Source organism: Mucilaginibacter flavidus, from assembly GCF_024055575.1.
In the GTDB taxonomy this organism is placed as follows: domain Bacteria; phylum Bacteroidota; class Bacteroidia; order Sphingobacteriales; family Sphingobacteriaceae; genus Mucilaginibacter; species Mucilaginibacter flavidus.
On the sequence record NZ_JAMXOE010000002.1, the window covers coordinates 153,023 to 171,008 of the forward strand.

Consider the following 17,986-nt stretch of genomic DNA (forward strand, 5'->3'; position numbering starts at 1 on the left):
AGTAGCTGTAACGCCATCCCGGATACAAAATTACCTTTAAATTTGCTATAAAAACTTAGCTCTGTAATCTTTTACATTCGCCTTATCTTTCAGGGCATCAAATATCAGTGAACGTGAGCGCTGCAGCAAGGCCTGGCCCAGTTGTTCTTTTTCTCTAACCGTGTTGGTAACAGCGGCAGGGTTAACAAAGCTGTCAAGTGTAAACACAAACACACCTTGTTGTCCTTCTATCGGTTTTGATAGTTTGTTTGGTTTTGAACCAAAAACCGTACCGATAACTTTATACTCAGCTGATGAACCCGGAATTATCGGATTAGCAAACACTATGTTTTGGATAGGATTTACTTTTACACCTGCTTTTTGAGCAACCTGGTCGATAGTAGTTGAGCCGTTTAACGCAGCCTGCAGCTTATCAGCCAATAATTTGCCTTTTACCTTGTTTTTAACCATCGGCTCAATTTGTTTTTTCACATCATCGAGCGATAGCTGGCCCTGTGGTTTAATACTTACCAGGTGGGCTACAATGTACTGGTTACCTGTGATGTAAACCTTATCCGAAAAGTCGCCCTTCTCGGCAGTAAAAGCCCATTTTACAATATCACGGGCGCTTTCAACACCTTGTATCGAGCCTGCAACACCGTTTACATCAGCAGCAGTTTTTGTTGCCAGGCCTTCTTTTTTAGCTTCAGCGGCAAAATTCTCCTTGGTTAAATTACCTAAAAAGCGCTGCGCCTTGCTGTAAACTTCAGTTTGTGTAGTACTGCTGGCTTTTAACGGAACGTCAACAAGCGCAACTTTAACCACTTTCGATGAGCCTTTTGTATCTTCAATTTGTACAATGTGAACGCCAAATTGAGGCGTTATGATCACTTTTACATCGCCTTTTTTGAAGGTAAATACCGGATTATCAAATTCGGGAACCATTCTGCCGCGGCCGAACGTGCCTAAATCTTCAGCTTTTATAGTAGGAACTTTGCCTGTAGCATATTGAGCTGAGATCTCAGCAAATGATTTTCCGCCGTCAACCAGTTTTTTAATCGAATCGGCTTTAGCCTTGGCTTTTTCAAGCCCCATGCCCGATGGGTCGATTAATATATGGCGTGCCTTTATTGAGTCGGGCTCAACGCGCGAATCAACAAGTTTGGCTATTTTATAGCTGCCATTGCTAAGGTACGGACCAACCATAAAACCATTTGAAGCGGTAAACATTACCGAATCCAATTTTGGATCGAGCCCTTTACCTTTGTGTAAATAAGCAAGCGGAACTTTTGTTTCAGAATTTATCTGCACAAAAAGCGAATCGTTGGTTGATGCTTTAAAGTCAGCCGCCATCTTTTCGGCTTGGGTTTTGGTAGCGGCCGAGTCGGCTTTTGAAGCTGCTGCATTGAAACTCACGTAATCAAAAGTCCTGGTTTCCTGAGGCGCTTTAAACTGGTTTTTATGCTCATCATAGTAAGCCTGGTAGTCGGCATCAGTAATGGTAACTTTGTTGTCAGGTACCGATGCGTAGTCAAGCGTTACGTATTTAAAATTAGCCAGCTTGTTTTTAGCGGTATAATCTTCTTTTGCTTCAAGCGAGTTAATGTAAAGGCCGTTTGTTACAATTGCCTGGTATTTTTCGTTCAGCTTGTTTTTGCCAAGTCCGTCGATAAAAGCATCCCATTGTGCCCTAACCGGGTCGTCGGCTTTTGAGGCCTGCACGTTTTGCTTAAACTGGTTAAATTTAGCAACATCAACTTTGCCGGTTTGCGGGTTGCCGAAAGCCTGCACAATCTGCGGGTCGGGATTGGTGCCGTTAACCATCGAGTTAACTTCGTCATCGCCTACCACCAAGCCCAGCTTTTCAACTTCTTTTGTAAGTATCATCTGGCTTATCATATTGTTCCAGGTATTTTCCTGTATGTAAGCAGTAAACTGCGGCGTTAAGTTAGCTTGTTGCGATTGCTGTTTAAACTGTTGGCTGTTCTGTTCAAACAACTTGTTAAATTTATCATACTCAACCTTTTCGCCACCTACTTCGCCCAGCTTGTTCCTGTCGTCGCGGAAAAACGACCCGCCCGACCTGGCAACTTCACCGATGATAAATGCAAGTAATGCAAATCCAATAAAAAATGCGAGAATCTTCCCCATTCGTTCCCGCAAAAAACCCATAATACCCATAAACGTATATAATTACTTATTTCTTTATATAATAAAAAGAGGGCGCAAGATACAACTTTTACTAAAATTCTATAACACAAAATTTTGTGTTATATTTTATTGATTGTTGTAACAAAAATGGGGCTAAAGTGGCCGTAAAAAAGCACCTGGGATATGTATCAATATCATTTAGTTGACGGATAAAATGCACCATCGGTGCAAAAGGTCGGTAGAAAACAACATTAACGTAATTTAGCTTGCCGTCAGGTACGCAACATCGCTAAGGTTCCGTACCTAACGGCACGGCATTTTTGTGTTGCTTATTTTTCTACCGACCTTGAACCCCTCTGGGGTTGTGTCGATTTATAACATATGATACCGTCACCCTACCCGACCTTTTGCCCGCCCTCCGTTTTCTTCCTCCGCTCTAAATAAACAGCACCGCCCAGCGCCAGCACTAACAATGCCGACCCTACCATCGAAATCTTTTCGCCGGTGTAATACGATGCCGGATGAAATACAAATTCCACCTTATGATTGCCCGCCGGTATTACAGCGGCACGCAACAAATAATCGGCCCGAAAATAGGGTTGCTCCTTACCGTCAATCAGCATCTTCCAACCTTTGTTATAATATATTTCCGAAAAAACCGCCAATTGTGGCCTTGACGGGTTGGTTTCGTAAATCAAATGGTCGGGGTTATAGCTGATTAATTTAATAGCTTCCTCAGCTTTTTCACTGCGGTCAAATCCTTTCCCTTCAATCATGCTTTTATACTGCTGATCCACAATGGCCTCGTCCTTCGGGTTAAAACTATCCAGCGCCTTCATCTCCGCATCGGCATTGGGCACATATTTAACAGTTTTCACAAACCAGGCATTCCCGCAGGCAGCCGGGTTGACCATAACGCTCAGGTTTTTCGCGGTATCAGCATTAATGATGTATTTGGTATTCAGCATACTTAAAACCGCCGGGTTAATGCGCCTGCTGAACTGGTTCTCAATCAACTCGTCCAAACGCTTTAACCGGGCTGCCGAATAACCTCCAATGGATTTATGGAAATATGGCGTAGTAGCGTCTTGCGTTAACACCTGCGTTAAATCAATTACCCGGTAGTTAGGGTCTTTATCACGCCAAATTTCCTGATCAACATTACGGGGCTGCGGTTTCATTACGGCCTCCCGGTCAACAAACTGCTCGCTTTTCAGGTAGCGCTTGTCTACCATCCATAAATCAACCAATATTAAAACCAGCAACGCCAGCGACAGCGGCACAACTTTTATTTTTTGTTTGATGCCGGCCCACAAAATACCGAAACCCAGTGCCAGGAATATAAGCGAACGAATGGCATCGGCGCGGGCAATGGATATCCTGTCCTGCACCAGCGCATTGGCTATATCGGTCGCCATCGGCATATTTCCACCGGTAATGCCTGCTGATATTTTACTGATAAGTTCGTGGTGTGTGCTTGATTTGAAAGAAAGCACCGCGTCGGGCAGCAGCGCCAGCAGCAAAGCTATGCCGCCCGTTATGTAAATGGCAATTTTAGCTTTTTTAAACAACATGGCTTTATCAGGGTTGGTAATAACCTCGTTAACCGCCAGCAACGCCAGCATTGGTACGCAAAGCATGGCCACCGCCAGCACAGATTCAACCGCCCGGAATTTGTTGTATAACGGAAAATAATTAAAAAATAAATCAGAAATGAAGGGCAGGTTTTTACCGAATGACAGGAACATCATTAACACCACCGTTGCGAGCAGCCACCATTTTATCCTGTCCTTCACCACAAACAAGCCAAATACAAACAGGAAACACACTACCGCTCCGAAGTACCAGGGCCCATTGGTAAACGTTTTTTCGCCCCAGTAAAGCGGGATACTTTGTGCCACTTGTTGCGCTTGCCCGGCATCAACGCCTTTGCTAACCAGCACTTTGGTAATATTCGATTCGACAGGATCTTCACTCCCGCCCGATTCACCGCCATATGCATTCGGCACCAAAAAGGTAAACGTTTCGCCAACGCCTTCGCTAAACTCATAAGCATAGTCACGCGGAACGCCGCTGCCCGGTTTTTTATCGGTTTGGGTTAAGTTTGATTTACCGCGGATAGAGTCGCCGGCATATTCCGCAGTGCTCCACAACAGGGAAGCATTCACCATTAACGCCAGTAAAGTTGCACCTGCAATATAACCCAGCGATTTAAAAAATGGAGCCGTGTTTTTGCTTTTTACGGCATGGTAAAGCTCTATCGCCAGCATAATCAGCAACGCTATCAGCAGGTAATAGGTCATTTGGATATGATTGGCTTTTATTTCTATAGCAAGAAATAACGCTAGCAACGACGCACCTAACAACCTTTTTTCGCGAAGCACAAGAAGTATGGAGGCAATTATAGGTGCGAAAATGGCTATAGCAAACTCCTGGTTGGCATGCCCCGCCGCTATGTAAATAATATTGTACGATGAAAAGGTAAACGCCACTGCGCCGGCCGCCGCCAGCCAGGGATTCAGCTTTAAAACATTAAACAAAAAGTACGAGCCAAACAGCAGTAAAAAAACAATATAAATAGGCGAGGGAAAAGCCGTATCCAAAAAATTAACGATATGTGTGGCTATACTTCCCGAATAAGGCGCCCATATTTGAAACACCGGCATACCGCCCAGTATTTGGTTGGTCCATAAAATGGTGGTGCCTTTTTCGTGGTAGTCGTTTATTTCTTTTTGGGTGGATTGAGCCCGCGTAACGTCGTTTTGCCCCAAAGTCTTACCCTGGAAAGCCGGGGTAAAAAACAAAAAGCTGATAATTAAAAATGCCGCAGCAACTATAAAGTGAATCCCGTTTCGCCTGAACCAATTACCCATCTGTATTTTTATTAAAGGTTTGAAGGTTCCAAAAATAGAAATTAACGGGAGATTGCGGTTATAGGGTGGTGATTTAATGATGTAGTAAAAAATAACCACGGAAGCGCAAAGTGAAAAACACAGAACTCACAAAGGAAAAATATCGAACTGAAAGGCTCAGTGTCCTCCGTGCCTTCTTTGTGCCTCTGTGGTTAAAACTACCCTTACTACTGAAATATAAACAACACCGCCGCAAGTATCGCCAAAGTAATCATACTCGAAACGTATACGATTTTATCAATCTTGCTGTAAACTTCAAGATTTTTGCGGAGCGAGAAGAAATTATAAACGGCCAGCAGACCAATTGCCACCCAAAAAAACCAATTGATATGGGTATGATCCCAAAACAAAGTTTCGGCCAGCGATACCACAATAAAGTTGACGATAATCAACATTATCGATTCCGGTGTATTGTTGTGTTGTTTGCGGCGTTTAAATACTTCCTCGGGTATTAACATGGTTACTTAATTTCTTCGTAGTCGATAAAGTCTCCCTCAGAGTCAGGCACTTTAGCTTTGTGGGTTTCGGGGATATAATCAACCTTAACTTTGGCATCAGGCTGCTTTTGGCTGCTGTAATTACGCTGCTGGTTTTGGTGCTGCTCCTGAGCCTTGTTTACCACACTTTGAAACAGCATCGGCAGTAAAAAACGCACCAGCGCTTTTATTATATATAAAACTACTATAACAAGTAGCAAAAAATCTAATAACCTTATCATCTTAAAAAATTTAAGCCCACAAATATAATATTATAACGGCAAATTTGTTTGCATATGATTTTGACATGGCTTTTGACAATTAATTGATGGTGTTTGTTACAGGAGAAGATGTGTGGATGTGCGAATATGACAGTGTACGGATATTTGAAATAGGACGATAATGGGCCGTAGGCACTACCGCTTTGTAGCCACCTACCCATAACTGTATTTTGGCCCGTGAGGGGCTGCCCTTAACCCGTGTTCAAATTATGCGGGCTCTGTGCTCTTCGCGCCTTCTCAGTGGCCTCCGTGGTTAAATTTTTCTACCGCAGCGAATCCTCCTTCCCATCCTTAATTTTTACTAAATTTGACGCCTCAACAACCAGCTACACTATGCAACAATCAGGCATCAGCGATAATGTTAAAACCGCGTACGATGAATTTTACGAAAAACACGACGAGGCCTGGCGCATGCTCGGCGCCAAATACAAGGCGCAGCATATTATCGACGTTTGCCACGGCCGCGATTTCCGTAAAGTGCTGGAAGTTGGCGCAGGAGATGGCAGCATTTTAAAACTGCTGGCCGATGCTGATTTTGCACCCGAATACCATGCTGTTGAAATATCCGAAAGCGGCGTGGAGCACATCAAAACCCGCAATATAAAGAATCTGAAATCGGTTGCATTATTTGATGGCTACAAGCTGCCGTTTGAAGATAACAGTTTTGATTTAATCATCCTGTCGCACGTGTTGGAACATGTTGAGCACGAGCGCGTGTTGCTGCGCGAATTAAAACGCGTTGCCCGTCACTATGTGATAGAAGTGCCGCTTGATTACCGCGCCGGTGTCGATAAGCGCATTAAACATTTTCTGGCATACGGCCACATTAACGTATACACCCCAACCTCCCTTCGCTACCTGTTAAACACGGAAGGTTTTGAGGTTGAAGACGATTTAACCTCGCTGATTGAACCCGAGGTTACGAAGTTTAATACCTACATAAATCAAAAAAAATCAAAGAGTATTATTACGGATTTAAAGATTGCTGCCGAGTACACCGTGAAGAACAACCTCGGAAAAATCTTCGGAAAAAAGGTTGATGAACAATTAGCCAACGCTTATACCGTTCTTTGTAAAAAAGCCGACAAACACCTCGAAATATTCTAGTAGCTGCCAATGCAAAACCTTGCCCCGATTGCCCTTTTTGTTTACAACCGGCCTGAACACACGCGCCGCACCATCAGTTATTTGCAAAAGAATTTACTGGCCGATGAGTCGCGACTGTTTATATTTTCAGATGCGCCAAAAACGGAGGACGACAGGGCAAAAGTGGAGCAGGTACGCAATTTTATAAAAGACGTATCCGGCTTTAAATCAGTTAAAATTATAGAGCGCAAGGAGAACCTGGGCCTGGCCAATTCCATCATCAGCGGGGTTACGCAACTGGTGGCCGAGTATGGTAAAATTATTGTTTTTGAGGATGATTTGCTGTCGTCGCCCCACACACTGGAGTATTTTAACGAAGGATTAAACCGCTATGCCAAAGAAGAAAAGGTGATGCATATAGGTGCCTACATGTATGAGTTGGCGGATAAAAAACTACCGGAAACCTTCTTTTGGCGCGCAGCAACCAGCTGGGGCTGGGCAACCTGGGGCCGCGCATGGAACCATTTCGAGGATGATGTGGATGTACTGCTCAACCAGTTCGACAAACAAAAAACCGACCAGTTCTCCATCAATGGCACCATGAACTTCTGGAAACAGTTAACGGGTTTCAAAGCCGGTAAAAATAATTCCTGGGCCATCCGCTGGTACGCCTCCATATTTTTAAAAGGTGGCTTAACCTTAAACCCATCAACCTCGCTCATCCAAAACATAGGTAATGATGGCAGCGGCGTACATTCCAACAAAGAGGACATGTACCAGGTGCGCATAGGCAGAGCAGCCATCAAACAATTCCCCACCGAAGTTAAGGAAAACCCGCAGGCCTATGCAGCCATCAAAAATTTCCTAAAGAACCGCAAAGGCACACTATTGCAGCGCGGGGTGCGGTTTGTAGCGCAGTTGAGGGTGAAGTATTTGGTGAAGAAATAAGAATACCTAATCACCTCTCCCACACGTCATTGCGAGGAACGAAGCAACCTCTGCACAGGACAATCAGGAACCGTGATGTTTGTAAAAACCAAAATGCGGCTGACAGGTCACCACAAGCTTTTTACTCCTTGATTAGCACACGTAGAGGTTGCTTCGTTCCTCGCAATGACGATTCGGGGGGTTATTTTTACCCTTTCAACCCCTCTACCTCTTTCAAACTCTTAGGTAAATATTTACCTAAAACCTGGCTCCCTGTCTCCGTAATCAAAAAGTTATCCTCAATCCTTATCCCACCGAAATCGCGGTAAGTATTCAATACATCGTAATTAATAAAATCGGCGTATTTGTTTTCGGCCTGCCAGCGGTCAATCAGTTCGGGGATGATATAGATACCCGGTTCAACGGTCAGCACAAAACCTGCTTCCAGTTCGCGCCCCAATCGCAATGATTTTAGCCCGAAGATGGCTGTTTCCTTTTTCAGCGCATCGGTATACCCAACATATTGCTCGCCCAAATCTTCCATATCGTGGGTATCCATACCCAGCATGTGGCCCAATCCGCACTGAAAAAACATGGTGTGCGCACCGGCCTCAACAGCTTCGGCGGCATCGCCTTTCATAATACCAGCTTGGGTTAAGCCCTCTACCAATTTCTGGCAGGCAGCCAGGTGAATATCTTTATACCGTGTACCGGGTTTCAGCAGGCTGATGGCATGGTTCATGGAATTGAGCACTACCTCGTACAATTCTGCCTGCCTGGTGGTAAAAGTTTTGCCCACAGGGAAGGTGCGCGTTAAATCGCCACCGTAGTGCATGGCGTTTTCGGCACCGATATCGCTCAATACCATACGGCCTTCCTGCAAGGTATTGCCATAGTAATGGGTGTGCAGCGTTTGGCCATAGGTGGTTATAATGGCTGGGTACCCGAGGCGAGCATCGGCAGCGATTGCAGCTTCGTGCGCTTTGGCCACCAACTCATATTCTTTAATACCGGGGCGGGTATGTTTAATAACCGCCAACTGCATATCAATACTGATATCCACTGCCTTTTCCAGTTCGGCAACCTCCAGAGGCGTTTTTATCACCCGCTGACCGATAACCGCTCTAATCAGCTTTACCGAAACATATTTGGCAATATCGCCCAGGCTGGTATTTAGCCACGCCGCCAGTTTAATTTTATTCTCAGGGCGATACGGCGGTAAAATATGCACCGGTCTGCTGGCAGCTATCGCTTTATGAATATGATGTGTAATCTGCTCGTAAGGTTTGGTTTCGGTAACGCCAACCATGGCTGCCATTTCGCTTACAGTAGGCAAAGTGCCTGTCCAAACAATATCATCAATCGTCAGCTCGTTGCCGAAGATCACTTCCTCGCCGGTATCCGTATCGATGATAGCAGCAAGGCCGTGGGTATCCAGTCCGAAATAATATAAAAACGTGCTGTCCTGGCGGAAAAGATAGGTGTTATCCCTATAGTTCATGCTGCTGTCTTCGTTGCCCATCAGCACAATAAGGCCGTCGTTAGCTATATTTTGTTTTAAAACCTGCCTGCGGCCGGTGTAAACCTGTTTGTCAAAAAGGTGGAGATTCATGAACCTGGATTAAAAGATTTGATAGATTTTTACGCTGCTGGGCAAATCTATAAAAATCTACTCCCAATTGTCTTATCCCGGATTAACATTTCACAGCAAATAAATGCAGGTCCCGTGTCCGCAGGGTCTCCCGACAGAGGACCCTGCGGTGGGTGAACATTTCAGAACGAAACAGCCGCTATGCACTCTTCGCCCCGAATTACTGCACACTTCGCAGAGAATTTATGTAAAAAACTTCCTGGTATCATAATTAGCTATCGTCTCCGCCAAGCTTTTAGGACTAACATCATAATCATTCATTATATCAACGCTGGCACCTTTTGAGATAAGAGTTTCAATAAAATAACCATCACCGCGGTATCCAAAAACAGCATCAAATAATGGTACATTCCCATAACCATCCCGGATATTAACATCAGCACCCATTTTTAACAGTATATCAAAAACATCTTTTGATTTCTTGATTACGGCAATATGCAATGCGGTTCGTTTAGGCATTTTTGATTGATTAGCGCTGATACTAATCCCAAAATCGATAAACAATTGTATTATTTTTTCTAAAGGCGTTTGTACAGCCCCATAGTTCCCAACATAGTAATGAAAAATGTTGTTCCCAAACTTATCGGTAGAGGCCAAATCAAAATCTCTTAACACCGCTTCAATTTCGCCGAACGATTTGTGTAATAAAATCAACTTTAATTCATCAATTTGCATTTCAATGGTGGTATATTTTATAATTCTATTCCTCGTTACCTCATCGTCATACATAAGCGCCAATGCACGACGACGAGGTTGCCGCGCTCGTTCCTCGCACAGCAATGACAAGGGGGCTATTTATCAGCGTCATCAGCTAAATCAGCCCACATTTGCGCTCCAAAAATCGGTGTAATTATCCTTAAATCGTTGTAATCACAAAATTAAAATCAGCGCAATCAACGTAATCAAAAACAATCAACGGTTCAAATCTTTCATTATCTCCTCAATCGCCCTATCCAGCTGCGGGTCCTTTCCTTCCAGCCTGTCTGTAAAGCCGTTTTTCACGTAAATATCCGGCGCTACGCCGTTTTTCTCAATGTCTTTGCCATCCAGCGTAAAACAACCCCAGGCCGGTATGCGGTAAAACGAACCGTCGACCAGGCCTTTACCGCTAGTGAAAATTATCCAGCGATAGGTTTCGGTGCCGATGATTTTACCCAGTCCTAATGTTTTAAAGCCCTGCGCCGTCATTTCGCCGTCGCTTAGGGTTTGCTCGTTTACCAGCAGTATTATCGGCTTGGCTGCCGGTGCAAAGTTTGGCTGCGGACTTTTCTTGCCGCCCCTGTATTGCCATTGCAGGTAGGGCTTTTGCGATAAAAATCTCAGCACCGCATCATGCACATTGCCGCCGGTGTTGTAGCGCAAATCCAATATCAATGCATCCTTTTTATAGGCATCATCAACCATATCCTCTAAAAACGTTTCCAGCGAACCGGTGCCCATATCTTTCATGTAGGCGTAGGCAATCCTGTTTTTACTTTTTTCGTTTACTACAGCGCGGTTATGGTCTATCCATTCGTCGTACAAATCGCCGTCTAATGCACCACGACTTTCCGGGTGTATTTTGGCTGATACTTCTTTTCCATCACGTTCAAAAGTCAGCTCCACTTCCTTATCCATCGATGGCTTTGTGAAATAATAATTGCGGTCCTGCTTTTCGTCAACGGGCTGGCCATTTACAGCTTTCAACCTGTCGCCTGGCTTCACATCGATGCCAGCTTTATCGGCGCTGCTATTTTTTAATACCGTCGAAACTTTGTACGGATCCTCGTTATCAAACATTATCCCGGTTTCCATGGTGGCGTAGGTAAGTGTTTTACGTTCCTCGCTGCCATTGGAGTAAAAGCCCTGGTGCGATGAGTTGAGCTCGCCCAGCATATCATTCAGCAGCGTGCGCAGGTCGCTGCGGTTATTTACAAAGGGCAGGTAAACTGCGTACCGGTCGTGCATTTTCTTCCAATCGGTACCGTGGAACTCGCTATCATAATAGTTTTCTTCTAACCCTGCCCAGGCCTCGTCATACATCTGCCTGAACTCGCCGTCAAGGTTGCGCTCGAATTTGTAATCGATATCGACTTTCTCCAGTTTGTTGCCATCAATATTCACTGTATAAATATTGCCTTTGGCCAGCGCGTAATATTTATCGCCGCTTTGTACTATATCAAACCCTGCGCCGTCTTCGCCGCCAACTTTTTCGGTTTTATTATCTTCAAATGGCTGTATAGTTGTCCGGTAAATGGCCCAGTTGCCTTCCGAATGGTTCGACGCATAGTAAACCAGCGTTTTATCCCCCTTCTGAATAACATAAGGCGAGCGCTGTACCCCAAACCCGGGGCTCACCTGCTCCAGCCGTTTCATAATATCATCAGTGTTAATGATAATATCTACCGGAGGTTTAGGTGCGGGTTGTTCCGACAGCGGTTTCTTTTTGGCAGCGGCCGTTTTATCCTTATCCTTTTTGTTGGCCGTACTATCTTTTTTCTCCTCCTTAAACAAATCTTTCAACTTATCCAGGCGAAATGCTTCATCAAATTTTTGCAGCGGCATGCGGTAAACGTGAATGTCGCCACCACCTGATGGGTATAGGGGCGTTGTACGTGCCGAAGTAAAGTAAATGTACTTACCATCAGGCGACCAAAACGGATCAGTCTCTGTAACACCGCTATTGGTAAGGTTAATTGTTTTACCCGATTTTATACCATAGATCAATATATCCTGCTCAAAATTGCGGAAGGCCGTGTATACCACATACTCGCCGTTTGATGATATAACGGGCGACGGATTTTGAAAGCCCCAAATTTCGTCGTTGGCAATGGTTTTACTTTCCAGCGTTTTCAGGTCGAGCAGCCTTACCTCGTTGCGACCGCTCAGGTAAACACCTTGGGTGTGTTCCTTGTTTACAGTAAGCAGCCTGTCGTTTTGCTTATCGGTAGTTATTTGTTTTTCTGTCGATGGCTTGTCGGCAGCTGTGGTGTACCAATTGGTATAGCCGCCGAAGGTTTGTGCAAACAGCAATGATTTATTGTCAGGCAGCCATTTAACCTCGGTTACCCGCTCGGCATTACCACGTTCTATCTTCTTTACGTATTTACCTTCAATGTCGCTTACAAAAAGCTCGCCGCGGCTCACAAATGCCAGTTTTTTACCGTCAACCGATACGTCTACGGCTTCAATTTTGCCCTTTACGTTAAACTCCTGCTGCTTGGTTAGCACATCATTGCGGGATAGCGAGAGGCTTACTTTCTGGCTTTGCTTCGATGCCACATCGTACACAAAAAGCTGGTAGTCTCTTTCAAAAACCACCTTTTCGCCGTTAGCACTAACCACCGGGTGTTTTATGGATGATGGAAACTGCGTCAGCGAAGTTTTTTTACCGTTGATGAAAGTATACAGGTTATACTCCCCGCTTCCCTCGTCCGATGCGAAATAGACATTACCTTTCTGGTCTATTGATGTCCAGAAATCTTTGCCTACCCAGTCGGTATATTGCTTGTAAGCCTTGGTTTTGGGATTGTACGATTGTATATCCGGGTTATAGGCGCCTTTGTAATGTTTACGGGTAGGGAAAATATAGCTTTCCCAGGTATCGCTAAAAAACAGTTCACCGGTTTGCGGGTGCTCTACTACGCCGTGTATCGTATTAAAAAAATTGTTAAAAAGGCGCACCGGGGTGCCGCCTATCAGCTTAACTGTATACTCACTAAATTCATTATACCTGTTCGAGGTAAAGTAAATCGATTTCGAATCCCAGGTCCACGAATCCACCTCATCCCCTGCGCTGCTAAAAGTAAGCTGCTTAATATCCCCACCGGCTAAAGGCATCACATACACATCATAATTACCAAACTGGTTTGACGAAAATGCAAGCCATTTACCATCGGGCGATACACGCGGCATCACCTCCTCGCCCTGCATGGCGGTTATGCGTGCTGCATTGCCGTTATTCAAATCGGCCCGCCAAAGGTCGCCCTCGTAGCTAAAGATTACGGTTTTTCCATCAGGTGTCAGGGTTGGATACGATGTAAAATAAACACCGGCACTTTGCGCATGGACAAAGTTTTGAATGGTTAAAAATGATAAAATGAGCAGGTAGATTTTTTTCATATGAGATAAATTATGTAAGTCAGGTACAATTTCATTAATGTAGAGAGACAACACTTTGCGTCTCCGAAATTTTGGTTAAAGTACTATTTTACAGGATTTAAAACAAGATGGGACGTCGTAAACTTATAAAGATACCAGAGTAAAAAAAATATTGTAAATTTGATTACGTTTAAAACAAAAGCGTTTATATGACCACACTAATCATTGAAATACCGGATGATAAGAAGTCGATACTTTCTGAATTAACCACCATTACAAAAAATGCGGGGTTAAAAGTAAGTATTGATAATGATGACGATGGCCTGAGTGAAGCTGAATTCAAATCATTGCAGGACGCGTGTAATGAAGCCATTTTGATAAAAAAAGGTCTTTCAAAAGGCATTTTACCCTCCGAGTTGTGGAATGACTAATAAGGTTATTATCTCTAAAAACTTCCAGCGGGAAGCAAAAGATTTACTGAAAAAATTTCACACCCTTAAAGAATCTATCGATGGATTGATAAATAAATTGACTGACGATCCATATTGTGGTGAACCATCTGGTCAGAAAATTTATAAACTTCGTTTACGCGACAAAAGTAAAGGTGGTGGCAAAAGTGGTGGCTTCAGGGTGTTATATTATCATATTATTAAAACCGAAGACGGAATTACTACCCTGTTGATGTCAATATTCGATAAATCTGACAGGGAGACCATAACCAAGGCAGAAGCGTTGAAAAAACTTGATAAAATACTCGACGAAATGTAGAGATGTAAAAGGGCTACCGATAATCCAAACGCCTACCTCACCGCCTTTACCACAATATACGGCGACAACGCCTTGCTCTCCATCGGTATAACCTTCGTAAACACTTTCCCGGCTACCCAAATGGCTTTTACCAACGCCTTGGTCAACCCGGTCCGCTCCGATTTATTTTCCAGCCATACGGTAAAACGGCCATGGTAGTATGCTTCAACTTCTTTTAGTCCCAGTTGTTTACAGCTATCGGTAAGCAACTGCAGATCCATACTGTTTATGTTGTGTTTATCGTAATTTTCTTTGTCGAAATTGCGCTGTACCCAGCCGTTTACGCTTTTAAAGTTTGGCAGGGTAATAAACAGAATGCCGCCCGGTTTCAAAAACTGCAGGTGGGTCTCAATAATGGCTTTGGTATCGTTAAAATGCTCGATCAGACCAAACGAGAGCACCATATCATACAACTTTTCAGGCTTGTAATTAAACAGATCGGCTTCAATTATATTGATATCGCCGGGTTTTAACCCGTTCTTTTCGAGCAGTTGGTTTATCAGGTCCTGGTGAATGTAATAGTCAAACAAGGTGGTATCCAGGTGCTCGTATTTTTTCAGGTAGGTGGCATAATAACCAGGGAAACCGCCAAGCTCAATTGCGTTTTTTACATTTTTTTCGGCGATAAGCTTTGCCAGTATGTTGCCGAAAACATAGTTGGGTTTTATAAAAAATATCAGCCCTTTTCTCGATTCCCAAAAAGATTTCCAAAATGAGCGGTCGGTTAAATTTTGTTCCATTAAAACGTTAGTTCGTTATATTTTTAGTCTCCCAACCGTCATGCCGAACTTGTTTCGGCACCTCACAGGACAGGTCGCCGAGATGCCGGTCACTGAGCAAATGGGGTGCTGAAACAAGTTCAGCATGACGTGTTTTTTATTTTTATTTATCCTTTCTTCTCCAATACCTTCGCCGGGTTCCCTACCACCACGCAATCAGCAGGTACATCTTTTATTACTACCGAACCCGCACCTATTATCACATTATCCCCGATAGCAATATCTCCAATAATACAAACATTGGCCCCAATATCTACATTATTCCCAATCCGCGGGCAAGCGCTAAACGTGCCGTCGGCCAGTTTTTTGTGGCCGATGGTGGTGCTGTTACGCAATACGCAATTATTACCGATGATGGTGCCTTTGTTAACTACCAATGCCTGCCCGTGGTAAAGGGATAATCCTTTTCCTATAGTTGTTTTGCGCGGCAGTTCAATACCCAGTACCCACTCCACCCAAAAGCGGTAAAGCATAAAGTACGGGTAAAATATAATTTTGGTGACCAGGTAACGGTTAAAAACCATCATCAGCCTGAAAGAAAATAAAACCGATTGTGCTTTAAAATTCTGCCGGTTGGCGCTCCAATCCTGGAATAAATAAGCAAAAAAGTTCATTTTATAGTTTTCAGATTGTTGATAACAATGCTACTAATAACCCCTGTTCGTCAAATCCTCTTGTTTGTAGAGGATTTGGTGAGGCCTTAACGCCCAAAAGTAAAGTTTTCATTTTAGAATTGTTATAATTGCTGCGATAATTAGCGCCACTGAATGAAGGTAACCTTAATAAACACATCTGATGCCGGCGGTGGTGCCCCGGCTGCCTGCATGCGCCTGCTAAAAGCGCTGGAATTACAGCAGGTTGATGCCATGATGCAGGTGCAGGAAAAAAAGACCGCCGAACCCCTGGTCGAGAGCATCGCCAATGATTTTTGGAGCCGGTTAAAAACAAATTTCAATTTTTATTATGAACGCCTGCCTTTCATCTGGTTTAAGGCGAAGGACAAATCGGTACGGTTTGCATTTTCAGCGGCTGACACAGGGACTGATATTACCAACCAGCCCGATATTTTAAGTGCCGATGTTTTGCACCTGCACTGGACAAACAGCGGTTTCCTCTCCATTAAAAACCTTAAGCAACTGTTCTTAACCGGCAAACCCGTGGTATGGACGCTGCACGATATGTGGGCTTTTACTGGAGGCTGTCACTACTCCGGCGAATGCGACCACTATAAACATGAATGTGGTAATTGCTGGATGCTGCGCAAACCGCACGGCGAGGACCTTTCATACCGTGGTTTTTTCCGCAAGAAATATATGCTGAAAGCCGCCAAAAATGTTGTGTTTGTAACCTGCAGCCATTGGCTAGCCGACGTTGCCCGCACAAGCACATTATTAAAAGGCTTCCGCATCGAAACCATCCCGAACCCGATTGATACCGAAATATTTTCACCAAAAGATAACGACGCCACACGGGCAAAGTTAAATATCGGTAAAAACTCAAAAGTGATACTCTTTGGCGCAGCCAATATCATGGACCGGCGCAAAGGCATTAACTACCTGGTTGAGGCGCTAAGCATCCTTAAAAACAATTACGCCGGCGAAGTTGAAATTGTGATATTCGGCAAGAACAAAGAGTTTAATACAGGTACCCTGCCCTTTAAAGTGCACGAAGTCGGGATAGTCACCTCACAAACCGAGCTGGCAGCCCTTTACAGCCTTGCTGACGTATTTGTTTCGCCAGCCCTAGAAGACAACCTGCCAAACACCGTAATGGAAGCCCTGGCCTGCGCAACGCCTGTGGTGGCCTTTAATACCGGAGGTATACCCGACATGGTCGACCATTTTAACAATGGCTATCTTGCTGAATATAAATCGGCCGACGATTTTGCTACCGGCATAAGGTTTGTTTTAAATGCAGGTAAGACGGGTAAACTGGCAGCCAATGCCCGCAAAAAGGTGCTGGATAATTTCAGCAACGAGAAGGTAGCCCAGCAGTACATGGCCGTTTATCAATCGATATTGAAATAATGCCGTTCAATCCCACCCTTTCGGTTATTACCATTGTTTACAACAACGTAAGGGATATCGAGCGCACTATGCTTTCGGTGCTAAACCAAACCTATCCCAACATCGAATATATAATTGTCGATGGCAAATCAACCGATGGCACCTTGCAAATTATTGAGCTGTACAAAACCCGGATCGCAAAACTCATCAGCGAAAAGGACGAAGGTATTTATGATGCCATGAACAAGGGCCTTGCCGCTGCCACCGGCGACTACGTGATATTCATGAACTCGGGTGACGAATTTTATAGAACCGATACGGTAGAGAAAGTATTTGAAACCGCGCCCGATGCCGATATCTATTACGGCGAAACGGAAATGATAAACGATGCCGCCGAAAGCCTTGGTCAGCGCCGTCACAAAGCGCCCGCCCAATTTACCTGGCGCGATTTTAAATTTGGTATGAGCATTAGTCACCAGGCCATCTACATCCGCCGCTCGTTAACCGAACCATATAACCGCAAATACCAGCTTAGTGCTGATATCGACTGGATTATCCGCGCGGCAAAAAAAGCAAAAACCATAGTAAACGCAAACCGTTATGTGGCCAAATACCTGGTTGGCGGTATGTCAAAAGCTAAACATCGCCAAAGCCTGCAGGAACGATATAATATTATGAAGGAATACTATGGCCTCGTTCCTACCGTTTTAAATCACTTTGTAATCGCTGTTAACCTGGCCTGGTATTGGCTGAGGCACAAAAGGACTAATGACTGACCCTGATTCAATTGCTTGAAGGATGTCCCGATCGTTAAACGCGCCAGGTATCATGCCCATCCCTCAATACTAAAA

The 17,986-nt window shown here is 44.3% G+C and carries 15 protein-coding genes; 6 read left to right on the top strand and 9 right to left on the bottom strand.

Going from position 1 to position 17,986, the window contains the following annotated elements; all coding sequences use genetic code 11:
* Positions 1-45: 45 nt before the first annotated feature.
* The 4 genes from NAF19_RS05035 to NAF19_RS05050 all read right to left on the bottom strand — a co-directional run bounded on the left by NAF19_RS05035 (position 46) and on the right by NAF19_RS05050 (position 5,760).
* Entirely contained in the window at positions 46-2,160 is a 2,115-nt protein-coding gene (locus tag NAF19_RS05035) for a peptidylprolyl isomerase (protein WP_256484223.1), read from the bottom strand.
* Between the two features lie 365 nt (positions 2,161-2,525).
* Positions 2,526-5,003, bottom strand: a complete 2,478-nt coding sequence (locus NAF19_RS05040) for a YfhO family protein (RefSeq protein ID WP_252788723.1) — start codon at positions 5,001-5,003, stop codon at positions 2,526-2,528.
* Positions 5,004-5,209: 206 nt separating this feature from the next.
* The gene (locus NAF19_RS05045; RefSeq protein WP_252788724.1) at positions 5,210-5,500 is read right to left on the bottom strand and encodes a hypothetical protein; all 291 of its coding nucleotides are present in this window, start codon (positions 5,498-5,500) and stop codon (positions 5,210-5,212) included.
* Positions 5,501-5,502: 2 nt separating this feature from the next.
* Positions 5,503-5,760 carry a DUF4834 family protein gene (locus tag NAF19_RS05050; RefSeq protein WP_252788725.1) on the bottom strand — a complete coding sequence of 86 codons (258 nt, stop codon included), beginning with the start codon at positions 5,758-5,760 and terminating at the stop codon, positions 5,503-5,505.
* Positions 5,761-6,132: 372 nt separating this feature from the next.
* Here NAF19_RS05050 and NAF19_RS05055 point away from each other — a divergent pair, with 372 nt between their 5' ends.
* Positions 6,133-6,906, top strand: a complete 774-nt coding sequence (locus NAF19_RS05055; protein ID WP_252788726.1) for a class I SAM-dependent methyltransferase — start codon at positions 6,133-6,135, stop codon at positions 6,904-6,906.
* Positions 6,907-6,915: 9 nt separating this feature from the next.
* Positions 6,916-7,833 (top strand): glycosyltransferase, encoded by a 918-nt coding sequence (locus tag NAF19_RS05060; protein WP_252788727.1) that lies wholly within the window; start codon positions 6,916-6,918, stop codon positions 7,831-7,833.
* A 187-nt stretch (positions 7,834-8,020) separates the two neighbouring features.
* Here the strand turns inward: NAF19_RS05060 and NAF19_RS05065 are convergent, their stop codons facing one another.
* The 3 genes from NAF19_RS05065 to NAF19_RS05075 all read right to left on the bottom strand — a co-directional run bounded on the left by NAF19_RS05065 (position 8,021) and on the right by NAF19_RS05075 (position 13,564).
* On the bottom strand, positions 8,021-9,424 hold the full coding sequence (locus tag NAF19_RS05065; protein ID WP_252788728.1) for an aminopeptidase P family protein: 1,404 nt from the start codon (positions 9,422-9,424) through the stop codon (positions 8,021-8,023).
* Positions 9,425-9,646: 222 nt separating this feature from the next.
* Complete coding sequence (locus NAF19_RS05070) at positions 9,647-10,138, bottom strand: ankyrin repeat domain-containing protein (RefSeq protein ID WP_252788729.1); 492 nt, start codon at positions 10,136-10,138, stop codon at positions 9,647-9,649.
* Positions 10,139-10,375: 237 nt separating this feature from the next.
* Positions 10,376-13,564, bottom strand: coding sequence for a S41 family peptidase (locus NAF19_RS05075; protein ID WP_252788730.1), 3,189 nt, complete (start codon positions 13,562-13,564; stop codon positions 10,376-10,378).
* 188 nt (positions 13,565-13,752) lie between these two features.
* Here NAF19_RS05075 and NAF19_RS05080 point away from each other — a divergent pair, with 188 nt between their 5' ends.
* Together NAF19_RS05080 and NAF19_RS05085 are read left to right on the top strand one after the other, a co-directional pair.
* Complete coding sequence (locus NAF19_RS05080; protein WP_252788731.1) at positions 13,753-13,974, top strand: hypothetical protein; 222 nt, start codon at positions 13,753-13,755, stop codon at positions 13,972-13,974.
* On the top strand, positions 13,967-14,311 hold the full coding sequence (locus NAF19_RS05085; protein ID WP_252788732.1) for a type II toxin-antitoxin system RelE/ParE family toxin: 345 nt from the start codon (positions 13,967-13,969) through the stop codon (positions 14,309-14,311). Before NAF19_RS05080 ends, NAF19_RS05085 begins: the two co-directional genes overlap by 8 nt.
* A gap of 32 nt (positions 14,312-14,343) precedes the next feature.
* On the opposite strand, the gene NAF19_RS05090 is transcribed toward NAF19_RS05085, so the two are convergent.
* Together NAF19_RS05090 and NAF19_RS05095 are read right to left on the bottom strand one after the other, a co-directional pair.
* Complete coding sequence (locus tag NAF19_RS05090; protein WP_252788733.1) at positions 14,344-15,090, bottom strand: class I SAM-dependent methyltransferase; 747 nt, start codon at positions 15,088-15,090, stop codon at positions 14,344-14,346.
* Between the two features lie 146 nt (positions 15,091-15,236).
* Positions 15,237-15,743 carry a serine acetyltransferase gene (locus NAF19_RS05095; RefSeq protein WP_252788734.1) on the bottom strand — a complete coding sequence of 169 codons (507 nt, stop codon included), beginning with the start codon at positions 15,741-15,743 and terminating at the stop codon, positions 15,237-15,239.
* Between the two features lie 153 nt (positions 15,744-15,896).
* Here NAF19_RS05095 and NAF19_RS05100 point away from each other — a divergent pair, with 153 nt between their 5' ends.
* Both NAF19_RS05100 and NAF19_RS05105 read left to right on the top strand, forming a co-directional pair.
* Positions 15,897-17,156: a glycosyltransferase family 4 protein gene (locus tag NAF19_RS05100; protein WP_252788735.1), complete on the top strand. Its 1,260-nt coding sequence runs from the start codon at positions 15,897-15,899 to the stop codon at positions 17,154-17,156.
* Positions 17,156-17,911, top strand: coding sequence for a glycosyltransferase family 2 protein (locus tag NAF19_RS05105; RefSeq protein WP_252788736.1), 756 nt, complete (start codon positions 17,156-17,158; stop codon positions 17,909-17,911). Before NAF19_RS05100 ends, NAF19_RS05105 begins: the two co-directional genes overlap by 1 nt.
* Positions 17,912-17,986: the final 75 nt, after the last annotated feature.

Bases quoted from the DNA above. Each gene is read 5' to 3' on its own strand.
- NAF19_RS05035 (WP_256484223.1), bottom strand. From the start codon at position 2,160: ATGGGTATTATGGGTTTTTTGCGGGAACGAATGGGGAAGATTCTCGCA.
- NAF19_RS05040 (WP_252788723.1), bottom strand. From the start codon at position 5,003: ATGGGTAATTGGTTCAGGCGAAACGGGATTCACTTTATAGTTGCTGCG.
- NAF19_RS05045 (WP_252788724.1), bottom strand. From the start codon at position 5,500: ATGTTAATACCCGAGGAAGTATTTAAACGCCGCAAACAACACAACAAT.
- NAF19_RS05050 (WP_252788725.1), bottom strand. From the start codon at position 5,760: ATGATAAGGTTATTAGATTTTTTGCTACTTGTTATAGTAGTTTTATAT.
- NAF19_RS05055 (WP_252788726.1), top strand. From the start codon at position 6,133: ATGCAACAATCAGGCATCAGCGATAATGTTAAAACCGCGTACGATGAA.
- NAF19_RS05060 (WP_252788727.1), top strand. From the start codon at position 6,916: ATGCAAAACCTTGCCCCGATTGCCCTTTTTGTTTACAACCGGCCTGAA.
- NAF19_RS05065 (WP_252788728.1), bottom strand. From the start codon at position 9,424: ATGAATCTCCACCTTTTTGACAAACAGGTTTACACCGGCCGCAGGCAG.
- NAF19_RS05070 (WP_252788729.1), bottom strand. From the start codon at position 10,138: ATGCAAATTGATGAATTAAAGTTGATTTTATTACACAAATCGTTCGGC.
- NAF19_RS05075 (WP_252788730.1), bottom strand. From the start codon at position 13,564: ATGAAAAAAATCTACCTGCTCATTTTATCATTTTTAACCATTCAAAAC.
- NAF19_RS05080 (WP_252788731.1), top strand. From the start codon at position 13,753: ATGACCACACTAATCATTGAAATACCGGATGATAAGAAGTCGATACTT.
- NAF19_RS05085 (WP_252788732.1), top strand. From the start codon at position 13,967: ATGACTAATAAGGTTATTATCTCTAAAAACTTCCAGCGGGAAGCAAAA.
- NAF19_RS05090 (WP_252788733.1), bottom strand. From the start codon at position 15,090: ATGGAACAAAATTTAACCGACCGCTCATTTTGGAAATCTTTTTGGGAA.
- NAF19_RS05095 (WP_252788734.1), bottom strand. From the start codon at position 15,743: ATGAACTTTTTTGCTTATTTATTCCAGGATTGGAGCGCCAACCGGCAG.
- NAF19_RS05100 (WP_252788735.1), top strand. From the start codon at position 15,897: ATGAAGGTAACCTTAATAAACACATCTGATGCCGGCGGTGGTGCCCCG.
- NAF19_RS05105 (WP_252788736.1), top strand. From the start codon at position 17,156: ATGCCGTTCAATCCCACCCTTTCGGTTATTACCATTGTTTACAACAAC.